Annotated in this window: 12 protein-coding genes; 4 read left to right on the top strand and 8 right to left on the bottom strand. The window is 70.2% G+C overall.

Going from position 1 to position 13,412, the window contains the following annotated elements:
• The first annotated feature begins 10 nt into the window (after positions 1-10).
• From AQJ46_RS23840 to hypE, 3 genes are read left to right on the top strand one after another with little or no spacing between them, the layout of a single operon-like run.
• The gene (locus AQJ46_RS23840) at positions 11-319 is read left to right on the top strand and encodes a HypC/HybG/HupF family hydrogenase formation chaperone (protein ID WP_079072410.1); all 309 of its coding nucleotides are present in this window, start codon (positions 11-13) and stop codon (positions 317-319) included.
• A complete protein-coding gene (gene hypD, locus AQJ46_RS23835) occupies positions 316-1,443 on the top strand; it encodes a hydrogenase formation protein HypD (RefSeq protein ID WP_059207527.1) in 1,128 nt (375 codons plus the stop codon). Before AQJ46_RS23840 ends, hypD begins: the two co-directional genes overlap by 4 nt.
• Positions 1,436-2,515, top strand: coding sequence for a hydrogenase expression/formation protein HypE (hypE, locus tag AQJ46_RS23830; protein WP_059207526.1), 1,080 nt, complete (start codon positions 1,436-1,438; stop codon positions 2,513-2,515). Before hypD ends, hypE begins: the two co-directional genes overlap by 8 nt.
• Positions 2,516-2,573: 58 nt before the next feature.
• On the opposite strand, the gene AQJ46_RS23825 is transcribed toward hypE, so the two are convergent.
• The 4 genes from AQJ46_RS23825 to AQJ46_RS23810 form a co-directional block, all read right to left on the bottom strand.
• On the bottom strand, positions 2,574-2,948 hold the full coding sequence (locus AQJ46_RS23825) for a hypothetical protein (RefSeq protein ID WP_059207525.1): 375 nt from the start codon (positions 2,946-2,948) through the stop codon (positions 2,574-2,576).
• Positions 2,949-3,475: 527 nt separating this feature from the next.
• Complete coding sequence (locus AQJ46_RS23820; RefSeq protein WP_059207524.1) at positions 3,476-4,618, bottom strand: acetate/propionate family kinase; 1,143 nt, start codon at positions 4,616-4,618, stop codon at positions 3,476-3,478.
• 931 nt (positions 4,619-5,549) lie between these two features.
• Positions 5,550-7,724, bottom strand: coding sequence for an FUSC family protein (locus tag AQJ46_RS23815; RefSeq protein ID WP_059207523.1), 2,175 nt, complete (start codon positions 7,722-7,724; stop codon positions 5,550-5,552).
• A 329-nt stretch (positions 7,725-8,053) separates the two neighbouring features.
• Positions 8,054-9,136, bottom strand: coding sequence for a hypothetical protein (locus AQJ46_RS23810; RefSeq protein WP_079072409.1), 1,083 nt, complete (start codon positions 9,134-9,136; stop codon positions 8,054-8,056).
• A gap of 516 nt (positions 9,137-9,652) precedes the next feature.
• On the opposite strand from AQJ46_RS23810, the gene AQJ46_RS23805 reads away from it, so the two are divergent.
• Positions 9,653-10,102: a DUF1931 family protein gene (locus AQJ46_RS23805; RefSeq protein ID WP_059207522.1), complete on the top strand. Its 450-nt coding sequence runs from the start codon at positions 9,653-9,655 to the stop codon at positions 10,100-10,102.
• A 174-nt stretch (positions 10,103-10,276) separates the two neighbouring features.
• Here the strand turns inward: AQJ46_RS23805 and AQJ46_RS23800 are convergent, their stop codons facing one another.
• The 4 genes from AQJ46_RS23800 to AQJ46_RS23785 form a co-directional block, all read right to left on the bottom strand.
• A complete protein-coding gene (locus tag AQJ46_RS23800) occupies positions 10,277-10,669 on the bottom strand; it encodes a DUF2267 domain-containing protein (protein WP_059207521.1) in 393 nt (130 codons plus the stop codon).
• A gap of 145 nt (positions 10,670-10,814) precedes the next feature.
• A complete protein-coding gene (locus tag AQJ46_RS23795; RefSeq protein WP_079072408.1) occupies positions 10,815-11,318 on the bottom strand; it encodes an Hsp20/alpha crystallin family protein in 504 nt (167 codons plus the stop codon).
• Between the two features lie 47 nt (positions 11,319-11,365).
• Positions 11,366-13,147 (bottom strand): FAD-dependent oxidoreductase, encoded by a 1,782-nt coding sequence (locus tag AQJ46_RS23790; protein ID WP_059207519.1) that lies wholly within the window; start codon positions 13,145-13,147, stop codon positions 11,366-11,368.
• Positions 13,147-13,410, bottom strand: a complete 264-nt coding sequence (locus AQJ46_RS23785) for a UBP-type zinc finger domain-containing protein (protein ID WP_020123227.1) — start codon at positions 13,408-13,410, stop codon at positions 13,147-13,149. The genes AQJ46_RS23790 and AQJ46_RS23785 overlap by 1 nt, the downstream gene beginning before the upstream one ends.
• Positions 13,411-13,412 lie beyond the last annotated feature (2 nt).

The raw sequence follows: 13,412 nt of genomic DNA, 5'->3' as shown, positions 1-13,412 counted from the left end.
GGAGAGGCTCATGTGCCTGGCGGTACCCGGCAGAGTGCTGGACATCGAGGAACGGGACGGCACCCGGATGGCCACGGTCGACTTCGGCGGCGTGGTCAAGGAGGTGTGCCTGGAGTACCTGCCCGACCTCCAGGTCGGCGAGTACGCCATCGTCCACGTCGGGTTCGCCCTGCAACGGCTGGACGAGGAGTCGGCGCGACAGACGCTCGAGCTCTTCGCCGAACTCGGCCTGTTGCAGGAGGAGTTCGGCGACCCCTGGGAAACGGCGGCGGCGGAGGCGGCGGGCTCGGAACCGGTGGAAGAGGTGCGCAACAAGTGAAGTACATCGACGAGTTCCAGGACCCGGAGCTGGCCCGCCGGCTGCTCGACGACATCCACGCCACGGTGACCAGGCCGTGGGCCCTGATGGAAGTCTGCGGAGGGCAGACGCACAGCATCATCCGGCACGGCATCGACCAACTCCTGCCGCACAAGGTCGAGTTGATCCACGGGCCCGGCTGTCCGGTGTGCGTGACTCCGCTGGAGGTCATCGACAAGGCACTGGAGATCGCCTCCCGCCCGGAGGTGATCTTCTGTTCCTTCGGTGACATGCTGCGCGTGCCGGGCACCGGACGGGACCTGTTCCAGGTCCGCGGAGAAGGCGGTGACGTGCGCGTCGTCTACTCACCGCTCGACGCGCTGCGGATTGCCCAGCAGAACCCGGACCGCGAGGTGGTGTTCTTCGGCATCGGCTTCGAGACGACCGCACCCCCCAACGCCATGACGGTCCATCAGGCCCGGAAGCTGGGCATCCCGAACTTCAGCATGCTGGTGTCCCACGTCCGCGTACCGCCCGCCATCGAGGCCATCATGTCGTCGCCGAGCTGCCGGGTGCAGGGCTTCCTCGCGGCCGGCCATGTCTGCAGCGTGATGGGCATGGGGGAGTACCCGGAACTGGCGGAGCGCTTCCGGGTGCCGATCGTCGTGACGGGCTTCGAGCCACTGGACATCCTCGAAGGCGTGCGCCGCACCGTCCGGCAGCTGGAACGCGGTGAGCACACCGTCGAAAACGCCTACGCCCGTGCCGTTTGCGCGGAGGGCAACCCGGCCGCCCGGGCCATGCTGGAGGACGTCTTCGAGGTCACCGACCGTGCCTGGCGCGGCATCGGGGTGATCCCGCAGAGCGGCTGGCGGCTGGCGCCGAAGTACCGCGCCTACGACGCCGAGCACCGCTTCTCCGTCGAGGGCATCCGCACCCAGGAGCCGGCCGAGTGCCGCAGCGGAGAGGTCCTGCAGGGGCTGCTCAAGCCGCACGAGTGCGAGGCCTTCGGCACGCTGTGCACGCCTCGTACGCCGCTGGGGGCCACCATGGTCTCCAGCGAGGGGGCCTGCGCCGCGTACTACCTCTACCGGCGGCTGGACATGCCCGCCACCAAGGCCCAGGAGGCGACCCCCGTTGTCTGACACCACCGATCTCCCCGTCCCCGCCCTGGACGTCGAGGCGTGGACGTGTCCGGCGCCGCTGCGGGACCGTCCGCGGGTCGTCATGGGTCACGGCGGCGGCGGAGTGCTCTCCGCCGAACTGGTCCAGCAGATCTTCGCTCCCGCTTTCGGGGGTGAGGTGCTCGCCCAGATGGGTGACGCCGCCGTCCTCTCCCTGGGAGGCGCCCGGCTGGCGTTCTCCACCGACTCCTACGTGGTGCGGCCGCTGTTCTTCCCCGGCGGCAGCATCGGCGACCTGGCGGTCAACGGCACCGTGAACGACCTCGCCATGAGCGGCGCCCGCGCCGCCTACCTCTCCTGCGGGTTCATCCTGGAGGAGGGCGTCGAGCTCGACGTGGTCACGCGCGTGTCCGAGGCGCTGGGCGCGGCCGCGCGCACCGCCTGTGTGGAGGTGGCCACCGGCGACACCAAGGTGGTGGAGGCCGGCCACGGCGACGGGATCTACATCAACACCGCGGGTATCGGTCTCGTCCCGGCGGGCGTCGACCTGCGCCCTCAGCGGGTCGTCCCCGGCGACGTCGTGATCGTCAGCGGCGCCATCGGCGTCCACGGGGTGGCCGTCATGAGCGTGCGCGAGGGACTGGAATTCGGAGTGGAGATCAAGAGCGACTGCGCGGCGCTCGGCGGCCTGGTCGACGTCATGCTCGCCGTCACGCCGGATCTGCACGTCCTGCGCGACCCCACCCGAGGCGGCCTGGCCGCCTCGCTCAATGAGATCGCGCAGGCCTCCGGCACCGGGGTGGTCATCCAGGAACGCGACGTCCCGGTCCCGCCGGCCGTGGCCAACGCCTGCGCCATTCTCGGACTGGACCCCATGTACATCGCCAACGAGGGCAAGCTGGTGGCGTTCGTCCCGCGCGAGCACGCCGACGCCGTCCTCGGGGCGATGCGCGCCCATCCTCTGGGCGCGGACTCCGTGATCATCGGTGAGGCCGTGGAGGACCATCCCGGCATGGTCGTGGCACGGACCGGCCTGGGCGGGACGCGGGTCGTCGATCTGCCGATCGGGGAGCAGCTGCCGCGGATCTGCTGACAGGGGTGTCGCTGGACGAGGCGCCTGCCATCCGGGCCCGATCGGAGGGTTGATCCGGTCAGCGCCCGGACGGCGGATCCTGTGGGTCCACGCCGGTCCTGGCGGCAGCGTCCTTCGTGCCGCTGGGGCGCTGGGAGCGGCCCTTGTGTCCGGTGTCGCGCCTGCCCTTCTCGTCCGCGTCGCCGTACTGCTCGCCGCTCGCGTTCGGGCTCTCGACCGTGTCACCGGGGACGGACTTCGTCTCCTCGGCGGACTTCGTCCGGCCCGGACCGGGCTTGCCGGCATGCTCGGCACGGAAGGAGCGTTCGGCGCTCGGGTTGTCCTGCTGGCGCGTCTCGTCCACATCGGGCGACCAGCCGTGCTGTCCGGTGCCCTGGTGCCGGCTGGGGCCCTTTCCGTGCGGTGGCTCGGACGAACGTGGTTTCTTCGACATGGTCGGATCCGCCTTTTCACGGTTGGTGGGGGGCGTCGGTGACGCGTCCCAAGTTGGGTAAATTATCCCATCTTGCTCAATTTTGGTCACTTCATGAGCGTCCTTGACATGGTGAGGGCCTCCCGGAGAGAGGGCCTCATATGCGTGGTCGCATGTTCTAGAAGAAGCCCAGTTCCTTGGCGGGAATGTCTACGGAGCCCCCGCGTCGGCGGGGACCTCGGGCGATGATGTCGACGGATACCAACGGCACCGGATCGCCGGGCCCGGGCCACGGTGGAGGCCAGACCCAGCGCCACCCGGAAGCACGCTCACGTTCGGTACAGGCGGCGGGCGACGTCGATTCGGCGCAGGGGGGGGGGAGGTCCCGGTGGGCTGAAGGCGGTTTTGGCCCGTGAGCTCTTTCAGCGTTGCCGCTCCAGGGTGCGGATGGCCGCGGTGATTGACGTCACGACTTCAGTAGTGAGACGCCGCGCTCGACGGGTGCCCGTGACGCGGACAGCGCGGTCGACGGTCTGCTGGTTGGTGCGTCACATGCCGAGCACCCGTCGGGTCTCGGCGGCGATCTGCTGTGTCTCGCCGGTTGCGACCACGAGGACCGGGACACCTTTCCCCGCCTGATCGATACGTCGAATGCCGTCCCGCATCAGATCCTCCAGTTCGGGGACGAGCAGCCCCCCTCGAACACCGAGAACGGTCAGGGCCGAGCAGATCTCCTCGCGTACCTCGGGTTGGTCTTCGCCGATCTCTCCGGTGAAGACCAGCGCGTCCAGCCGGTCCAGGGAGGCGGCCATCGAGGCGATGCCCCTGCGGCAGCTGAGTGAGAACGTCGCCAGCGCCAGCGCGGCCGCGGCATCACCCTCCGCGCGGGCGCGCACCAGGTCCCGGGTGTCTCCCGAGGTACCGGAGAGGCCGAGCAGACCGGAATGCCGGTGGAGTGCGTCATCCAATTCGGCCGTGCTCAGACCGTGCCGGCGCTGCAGCCACAGCAGCGCGCCCGGGTCGAGGCTGCCGCTGCGCCGGCTCATCACCAGGCCTTCCAGCGGAGTGAGGCCCATGGTCGTGTCCACGCTGCGTCCGTTCCGGACGGCGCAGGCCGAGCAGCCGCCGCCCAAGTGCACGAGTACGACGTGGAGGTCGTCCACGGGTCGGCCCAGGGCCTGCGCCGTCCTCTGCAGTGCCCACGAGTAGGAAAGCCCGTGGAAGCCGTACCGGCGAAGCCCGTATGCGGCTCGCCATCGCTCCGGCACGGCGTACGTGCGCGCCTGTACCGGCAGATCCGCGTGGAAGACAGTGTCGAAGCAGGCGACATGAGGAACGTCGGGCAGGAGTTCTCGTGCGGCATCGACCACAGGCAGGGCAGGGGTCACGTGCAGCGGCGCGAGATCGGCGACGTCCGCCAGCAGAGCCCGTACGCGTGTGTCGATCAGCGTGTGTCCAGTCAGGTGCGGACCGCTGTGGACGATGCGGTGACCTACCGCCGCAGGAGCGGGCACCTCGCTGAGGAAGTTCCGCAGTTCCGCCGCAGCAGCAGGCCCCGGGGGCTCCGAGGCGTGTCGATCGGCCATCCGTTCACCGTCCGCCGCGAACAGAGCGATGTGCAGGCTCGAAGAGCCGGCGTCGAGGACCAGTACGTGGCCATCAAGGCTCTCGTGGGAGCGGTCAGCACTCATCACACACCTCCAGTGCACTCGCGTCCTTCGGCACGGTGCGCCCGCCACGCAGCAACGGGCCCGTACAGGTTCCCGCATCCCTTCGTGGCACTCCGGCAACGCCGGGTCTCCGCTATTGATCGCGAAACGGTAAGAACTCGGCAGGTTGCGGACGTCCAGGGACGCAGCGGTGACGACCTGCCTGGTCGTGCCGTTGATGAACCCGACGGCCGCGGTGGCCAAGATGTCCGCGCACAGGGGCCCGGGGAACACCGGCCAGGGGCGGCTGGTGCGCGCCATGCCAGGATCAGGCGGGCGTGCGCAGCCCTGGCACCGGGTGGCGCTCGTGCCTGGATTCTTCCCCTGGCGCCGGACGGCCGAGGGCGGGCGTGGGACAGTGCGACCCTGTGCTCAGGGTCGGCCTCGGTGCGGACCGGGTTGTGCACCGCCCGGCTCGGCAGGTCGGTGAGGACGACGCATCCCATATGCCAGTCGCCGTCCTCCAGGCGGGTGCCGACGTTACGGCCACGTCGGACACTTCGACGTGCTCGTTCGCCGCCAGGGGCGACGTCGGTGTCCGCCTGTCGGCGGATGCCCCTGGCGGTGCGGCGACGCGGTTCCTCCCGCAGGCCGCGAGCGAGGTCCGGGACCGTCTCGGAGGGCAGACCCCGGGTCGGCGCCAGGACGGCCCGCAGGTTCCTGCCGTTCGTGTCCGCGTGAGGTTGGCTCATCACCCTTGTCCTGCCGTCGGGTAGGCCACGGAGGTGTCGCGCCTCGCCGCTTCCCCAGGCTGCCACCACAGGGAAGGATCCGCTCGTTCACCCGTTCGCCCAGCACTCGTCGTCGCGGCGCTCCTCGAACTGCTCGCGGGGCTCCTGACCGTCTCGATCCGGGGGGCCCTATCCCAAGGAGACGGTTGTTCTCACCGCCCTGGACACCGTCACCTGAGCCGTCAGCCGACCCGGTGCCCGGATCCTGATCCATCGTCTTCCGCAGCCACGGCCGCCCGCACCCGTTGCTCCTCGCGAGCGGAGCCGACGTCCCGTTCCAGGGGTGTGCGGCTCACGGCCGTCGCGAGATCCTCCAAGGCCCGCTTCTGCAGTTCCGCCCCGCGCCGCAGCACCTGGCTCCGGTCCCCGGCGGCACCCTCCCACGCGTGGAGCGCGTCCTCCACGCGCCCCCAGTCCGGATTCCTGTGCTCGCGCACGTCGACTGCCGCCTGTGCGGTGTCTGCCTCCAAGGCCTCGGCGAGCCGCTCCGCCTCGGGGCCGAAACGGCTGTCGGCCCGCGGGACGTGGCTCTCCATGACCATCGCCGCCCGGTCGAACCCCTTGAGCGCCTCCTCCGCCTCCTCCGCCTCTCGCGACGTCAGACCCCTGGGGCGGACCGGTTCCTGCTGTGCCTGCTCGTAGGCCTCCTGCCAGGCCGCACGTGCCTCCCTGCTCGCCAGCAGGGCCCTGCGCATGTCAGCGCGATGCTCCCGGGTCGGTTCGGCGTGGCTGCGGAGCACCGCGGCCGCGTAGCGGCCGTTGGCAGCGAGCCAGTCCGCCAGCCGGCCCGGCAGCCGGGGAGTCTCCCACGCGGGGAACACCACGTACGCCAGCATGGCCAGGGCCCCGCCGATCAGGGTGAGCACCACCCGCTCCGGGACCGTCTGCTCCCATGCCTGACCGCCCATGCCGAGCAGGAAGACCACGTATGCGGCAGTGAAGCACTGGGAGTAGGCGTACCCGGTACGGATCAGCGTGTACGACAGGGCCGCCGAGATCACCGCCAGCGCGCCGAACACATCGGCGTCCGGTCCCAGGGCCCGCACCGTCCCGGTGGCGAGCGCCACCCCCGCCAGGGTCCCGGCGAGACGGGCCACCGCACGCGCGTACGTCCGGTGGAAGTCCGGCCGCATCACCATCACGGAGGCGATGGGCGCCCAGTAGCCGTGGTTCAGGGGTAGCCGGGAAGCGATCAGATAGCCGAGCGTGGCCACCGCCGCCAGACGGACGGCGTGCCGGAACACGGGCGAGTCCCGGCGGAGTTCAGGGCGGACCGCCCGGACGGCGACCGGGAGGAGCCGGAACATGGTCGGGCGCACCAGGAACGGGGCGCTCGCGGGTCCGTGCGGCGTAGGCGCCTCGTCGCGCGCCCCGCCGCTCCCGGCGATCTCCAACGCCTCGCCGAGCAGTTCCACGAGGCGCTCAGCGGCCTGCCGCGCGAGCCCTTCCAGCACCTCGTGCTCCTCGTCGACGTGCAGGACTTCCGCGGTCCCGGCCGGCACCTCGGCAGGAGTGCCACGTCGGACCGTACGGGCGGCCGCGTCCAGGACGCCGGCGGCCGCGTCGAGCAACTCCCGTGCGCGGTCCCGCCCGGGCCCCTCCGCCGGGGCGCCGACGTCGGGGTCGGCGAGCGCGGCGACGACCGGCAGAATGCGCTCGGCGAGGCCCCGGGGGCCGTGAAGGACGGGGGGACGAGTGCGGGCCTGTGAGGGCGTCACAGCAGCCGCGTCCCGGGCCGTCATCAACGGCTCCGGCTCGAACGGGGCGGTGGGGTCGTGCCGCAGACGGCGGGCGTAGTCCGCCACGGCGGCCAGGGCGTCGGCGAGCGCGTCACGATGCGCCCCCCAACGGCGGATCGGGAACAGCAGGATCAGCACGGCCTGCGCCACACCCCCGAGCGCGATGACCGCGGCGTGCTCCAGGGCTCGTCCGACACTCGTGGGCAGGGTGATGGTCACCAGCATGCTGCCGACCGTCGTCGCCGCGACGATCCCAGCGGTCGATCCGAGGGCCCACGCCATCCCCGCGGCAAAGGCCCATACGGCCAGCAGCGGGAGGAACGTCACGAGTCGCCCCGCCGCCAGGTAACCCACGAAGGTGCTGAGCGCCAGACCGGCGCCAGCACCGAGCGCGATCACCTTGCGGGGACGCCAGGTGCGCTGGAAGGTGGCCCCACCCGCGGAGAAGGCACCGAGGGCGGCGGACGCGGCATACGCGGGGGAGACCAGCCACAGCGCCGAGCCGATGACGATCGCCACCCCGGCGGCCGTGCGCAGCGCGAGCAGGGGCTCCAGCCGCGTCTCCTCGATCGTGAGCCCTGATCGCACGACCTCCCCGAAGGTCCGCAGCCACCGCACGGTGTGAGCCTAGCCGGAACGCCCCGCCGGGTCGCGTCGGCCGCGTGGCCGCCTCCTGACAGCGCCGCGCTCGGCGGACGCGCGCCACGCCGGCCCCCTCGCGTAGGGGCGATCGATGACGCGGCTCAGGAGGGGGCGAGGACCTGCCCTACCGGGACCACCCGCCCCGTCATGCCATGATCAACCCGCCGGGGCACTTCGCGCCGCTGTCGCTGCCATGCTCATTCCGCTGCTGAGCGTTGCTCGTCGCGTGTAATTACCGGTACGCCGGCCGGCGGCGAGCGGCGATGCCGCACGCACGTCCGGGAGCCGTTTTCGCCGGTATCGGTTCACTTCGAGGGCTGGTCACCGTGGTCGTCCTGGAGCGTGCGACGACGTTCCTGTTCGCGCTTGGAGTAGGCGGCTGCCCGGATCGCCTCGTCGCTTTCCAAGCCTGATCCCAGCGCGCCGCCCACGGTGGCGACCGAGGCGACGAACCAGGACAACGTCCAGTACTCCTCGGCGTGCAGCGGGCTTCGTGTCGCGGAAGCGAACACCTGGTCGTTGAGGATGAACAGTGCCCACACCCAGTTGATGACCATCAAACCCACGTAGCAGACGAGCACCCCGATACCCACGGTCATGACCGTCGAGGTGTTGTAGAGCCGCGCCCTCTGCCTCGCCTCCGGTGAGCTTTCTGCTGACCGATGCCACAGATCTGCGTCCACGATCAGCCAGCCGATCATGAGCGCGACAGACCCGACCATGGCGATCACGAGGCGTGGTGTGCTCAGGGACGCGGCCAGGATCCAGACGGTGGAGTTCACGGTGGCGACTGCTCCCGTGGCGAGTGCGGCCGCCAGGGCTTTGGACAAGCCCGGTACCAACCGCCACGGCCGGTTGGCGCGGACCATACCGAGGAGCACCCGCAGGTAACCGCGCGGCCCGCTGACGACGTACCGAAGATCGTCTGTCCCCTTCTCAAGCGGCTGACTTCGCGGAGGTCCTTCAGCCCCAGTGGTGTGCGGACCCGCCAAGCCAAGCACGGCTTCTTCGACGGCCCGCCGGGCCCTCGTCTGCAGCCGCAGGCCGCCCAGTGAAGGAAGGGAGAGCAGCGCCAAGCCGTGTGCGTGATTTAGATTCACGGCGAGCCTGCGCCCTCGTGAGTGCAGCGGAAGGTCGGTGAGGGCCACGACGATGTCCCAGTTCTCCGCACTCCCACGGTCCATGATCCGGCGCATCAAGGTGGGCGGGTCCTCCGTCCCGGACGTGAAGGGCTCACTGACCACCTCGACGTCGAACCGTCGCCCCTGGTCCGACTTGTCGGCGAGCCGAGCGGAAAGTGTCCGGGCCATGCGCTGCGCGATCTCTGTCGGCGCGTCCGGATCCGCCAGGAGAGCCACGACCGTAACGTCCTGAGACGACACCCGCATGACTGGACCCTCCTCGCCGGCTGCCCCCCCGCGATCGCAAGTGCCCAGGATGCCCCTGAGGTAACGTCGAAGCCGCGTGACACGCTGGCCTCCGCCAGGAGGTGCAGGCGGTACGGAGATCTCCTCGGCTTCCCAGCACAGGGCCCGCTCCACCACCTGGACACGACCGCGTGCGTCACCGCGAACACCCGCTCCGTCGCACCACGCACCGCACGCCGCGCCACCGACCACCCCGCTCCGGTGTCCGGCCCGGGAGAGGGCGGGGTGGTCCGCGTCAACCGGCCCGGCTCCTGCTGCTGTTCCCCAGCCTTTCCCAAGCGCTCCCTGTCGATGCCGTCGAGCCGCACGCCCCTCCGAACTTCCCGGGCAGTCAAACACCTGGGCCTGGCAGGGCAAGAGAGGAAGGCTAATTGGGCCCGACATGCGCATGCGTTCACGCACCCCCGTCGGCCAGGCTGACTGGGAAGCCCAGGGGGCCGGGGGCCACCCCGGCGTCCGCAGCCGGAGGTTACCGTCATGACCGTGATGTCCATCGCCAGGTTCGAAAGGTTCTTCCGCGCGGCCGCGGGGCTGGACGTCGACAAGAACGATCTCAAGCGTTACAGCGACTTCGTCGACGCCAAGCTCTACGATCTGCTGACCGTCGCCCAGGCCACGGCCAAGGCCAATGGACGCGACGTCATCCGGACCTGTGACCTACCGATCACAAAAGGCCTGCAGGAGAGCATTCATCACTTCCGGAAGATCGACCAGGAAGTAGACCTCAAGCCGATCCTGGAACAGCTCGCCACCCACCCCGCTCTGGACCGCACGCCCGACGAGGAGACCGAGGCGGCCTATCCGGACATCATCGGCGGGCTCAGCCTGGCCCTTGCCCGGAGCTTCAAGATCCTCCACCCCGACCTGAAGAACCCTCAGACCCAGCACTGGGACGAGGCCCGAGCCGTCTTCGACCTCCTGCTGTGAGTGACGACCACCCCTGGACGTGGCCCGCGGCCGGGCCACGTCCAGGGGTGTCGCCGAGAGCGGAGCGGTCGTGACCTCCGCCAGCGGCGGAACTGGAGCCCAACGCTCCGTCGGCTCTCGGCAATCGGGAGCCGATTCTTTCGTGGGCCTCACCGTTCTGGACGCCGAAGGGACTCAGTCCGCGAGGTCGGCCTTGCCGAACAGGACCGCGTAACTGGAGGGGAGTTGACTGATGATCTGATTCAGTTCTCCGCCGGTGACAGCGTCGGCGACGGTGGTCAGGACCGCGCTGGCGTCCCACTGCGCCGTTCGCGGCCGGGCATGGGTGCGCTCGGCGACCCGGCGGTAGAACTCCTCGATCCCGAAGCTCCGCGCCTGTTGCGGTGTGGCATGGTCCAGAACTTGTCCCAGCGGGTCGGGCAGCTGGGATGCCAGGTCCTTGACCTCTCCCGGGCTGATCCGTTGGGCCAGCACTTCCAGGACGGCGTTGGTGATGTCCGCGGCTTCCTCCTGGTCGTTGTATTCGCCTCGCTCGCGAACATGGGCGAGGAATCCGTCGTATTTCATCGCTGCCTCCTGCCGCGGTCACCGCTGGTCGTGGGGTCGCCCGGTGCGCTGCCGGGCCGGTCGGCTTCGTCGGCCGACGCGTAGTTGCCGTTCGCCGGCCCGGCCGCGGTGCCGGACGTGTGTCCGGAACCGCGGCGTTCGGGTCTCAGCCCTTGCTCTCGGTGCTTTCACTCTTCTCGCTGATCTCGATGTGCCGGGGCTTTGCGACCTCGGCCTTGGGGACGGTGATGTTGAGCACGCCGTCCGAGATCTGCGCATTGATCTTTTCGGTGTCGACCTCTCCGGGCAGCCGCAGGCGGTACTCGAAGGATCCGGTGCGGCGGGTGCTCCGGCGCAGGACGCCTTTGCGCTCCTTCTCCTTGATCTCTCCGGTGACCACCAGCTCCTGGCCGTTCGCTTCGACGTTGATGTCCTTCTTCTTGACGCCAGGGAGTTCGATCTCGACGTGGAAGGCGTCGTCGGACTCCGTGACGTCCGCCAGGGGTGTCCACGCGACTGCGGGCGCCGCGCCTCCCACCGTGGATTCCATCAGCCCGCTCATCTCGCTGAGCAGTTGGTCGAACTCCGTCAGTGGGTTGCGTGCCCAGCCAACGGGCCTGTCCTGCATTGCGCCACCGCGGTGGCGCCGGACGGGCGTGGCCATTGCCATCGCCTCCTTCTCCTTCGACTTCTCGTGATCTCGTCGCCCGCTGGGCGTCATGCGAGCCAAGCGGACTGTTTCGGACGGGTGTGCAGGGAGGTGTCGGTGTTGCCGGGTGCGGCCGTGTGGCCCAGGTAGCGGTGCACGAAGTGGATGCTCATCGCGCCTTCGCCGACCGCGGAGGCCACACGCTTCACCGAGCCGCTGCGGAGGTCGCCGGCGGCGAAGACGCCGGGCAAGCTGGTCTCCAACGTCAGGCAGTCGCGGCCCTGGCTCTGCCACAGTTCGGGAACGGCGCAGGCCTGCGCCTCCGCGCCGGTGAGCACGAAGCCGCGCGCGTCGAGGGCGAGCGCGCCGGACAGCCAGTCGGTGTGCGGGTCGGCGCCGGTGAAGACGAACAGGGCCCGCACCTCGAGGTGGCGGTGCTCGCCCGTACGGTGGTCGACCACGGTGACCGCCTCGAGCGTCTTGTCGCCCAGTGCCTCGGTCACCTCGGTGTGCAGCAGCACGCGCACCCTCGGGTGGCGCTCGATCTGATCGATCAGGTAGCGGGACATGTGCGCCTCGAGGCTCGGCCCACGGACGAGCAGCAACACCTGCGGTGTGTACCCGGCCAGGAAGAGCACGGCCTGGCCCGCGGAGTTGCCGCCGCCGACCACCGCCACCGGGTCGGTACGGCACTGCTGGGCCTCGTAGACGGTCGCCGAGTAGTGGACGCTCGCGCCCTCCAACGGCTCGATGCCGGGCACACGGAGGCGGCGGTAGCGGGCACCGGTGGCCAGGACGACGGTACGGGCGGTGACCTCGCTTCCGTCGGCGAACCCGACGGCATAGTGGCCGTCCCGCCGTTCGAGCCGGGCCGCCTCCGCCGGGACGCTGATCCGAGCGCCGAACTTTTCCGCCTGGAGCACGGCGCGCTCGGTGAGTTCGGCGCCGGAGATGCCTGAAGGGAAGCCGAGCAGATTCTCGATGCGGGACGACGTCCCGGCCTGACCGCCGGTGGCCAGCGCCTCGACCACGGTCGTGCCGAGGCCCTCCGAGGCGGCGTTCACCGCGGCGGCGAGACCGGCCGGGCCGGAGCCGACGATGAGGAGATCGCCGCGGCCGTTGCCCTGTTCCAGCGCCGGCAGGCCGATGAACCGGGCCAGTTCGGCGTTGCTCGGATTGCGCAGCAGGGTCGTGTCCCGCCAGATCACCAGCGGCGTCTGCTCCGGACCGACCCCGAAGCGACGCAGCAGCGCCTCGGCCTCCTCGTCCGCCTCCAGATCGATCCAGCGGTGCGGCAGCCGGTTGCGGGCGGCGAATTCGCGCAGCCGCCGTGTGTCGGGTGAGTAGCGCGAGCCGATGATGCGGAACCCGGCGCCCTGCCCGACGAGCAGAGCACGGCGGCCCAGGCAGGCGCGCAGCACCACATCACCAAGGGCGGAGTCCCGGGTCACCAGGTCACGCAGCTGATCCATGGACAGGGCGAGGATCTCGCCGGGGTCCCTGACCACGGCGGTGTAGAAAGCCACCTGTCCGTTGAGGAGACCGAGTTCGCCGATGAAGCGGCCAGGGCCGTGCACACGCAGCAGGCGTTCGCCGGGCGTGCCGTAGCCCTCGACGATGGCGAGCGAACCACTGAGGACGACATAGAACATCTCGCACCGCTCGCCCTCCCGGATCAGCACGTCACCGGCGTCGACCGTGCGCCGCCGGCCATGCTGCGCCAAGCGGGCGATCTGGTCGTCCGTCAGGCGGGGATAGGCGCCGTAGATGTCGGGGGTCTCGAAGGGGACGCTCTCCTCCGCCTCGTCCCGCACCGGCGCCGCGCCGGGCCGCGTCTCGTCGCCGGGCATCACACGAACGCCTCGTGGACGTAGCACCACCGCCAGTCCTCGCCGGGCTGGAACGACTGCACGATCGGATGGGCGTCGGCAGCTGCGTGCTTGCGCGCGTGCTTGTTCGGTGAGGAGTCACAGCAGCCGACGTGGCCACAGGTCAGGCAGAGCCTGAGGTGGACCCACGGGGAGCCGAGCAGCAGACACTCCTGACACCCTTCCGGGGTCAGTGGCTGGACCGGCCGGACAAGCGCGAGGTGGGGGTCTGCGTGCAAGGTCATGT

The organism is Streptomyces canus (genome assembly GCF_001514145.1).
GTDB classification, from domain to species: domain Bacteria; phylum Actinomycetota; class Actinomycetes; order Streptomycetales; family Streptomycetaceae; genus Streptomyces; species Streptomyces canus.
The sequence above is the reverse complement of the archived record's forward strand: the minus strand, read 5'-3'. Positions and strand labels throughout refer to the sequence as shown.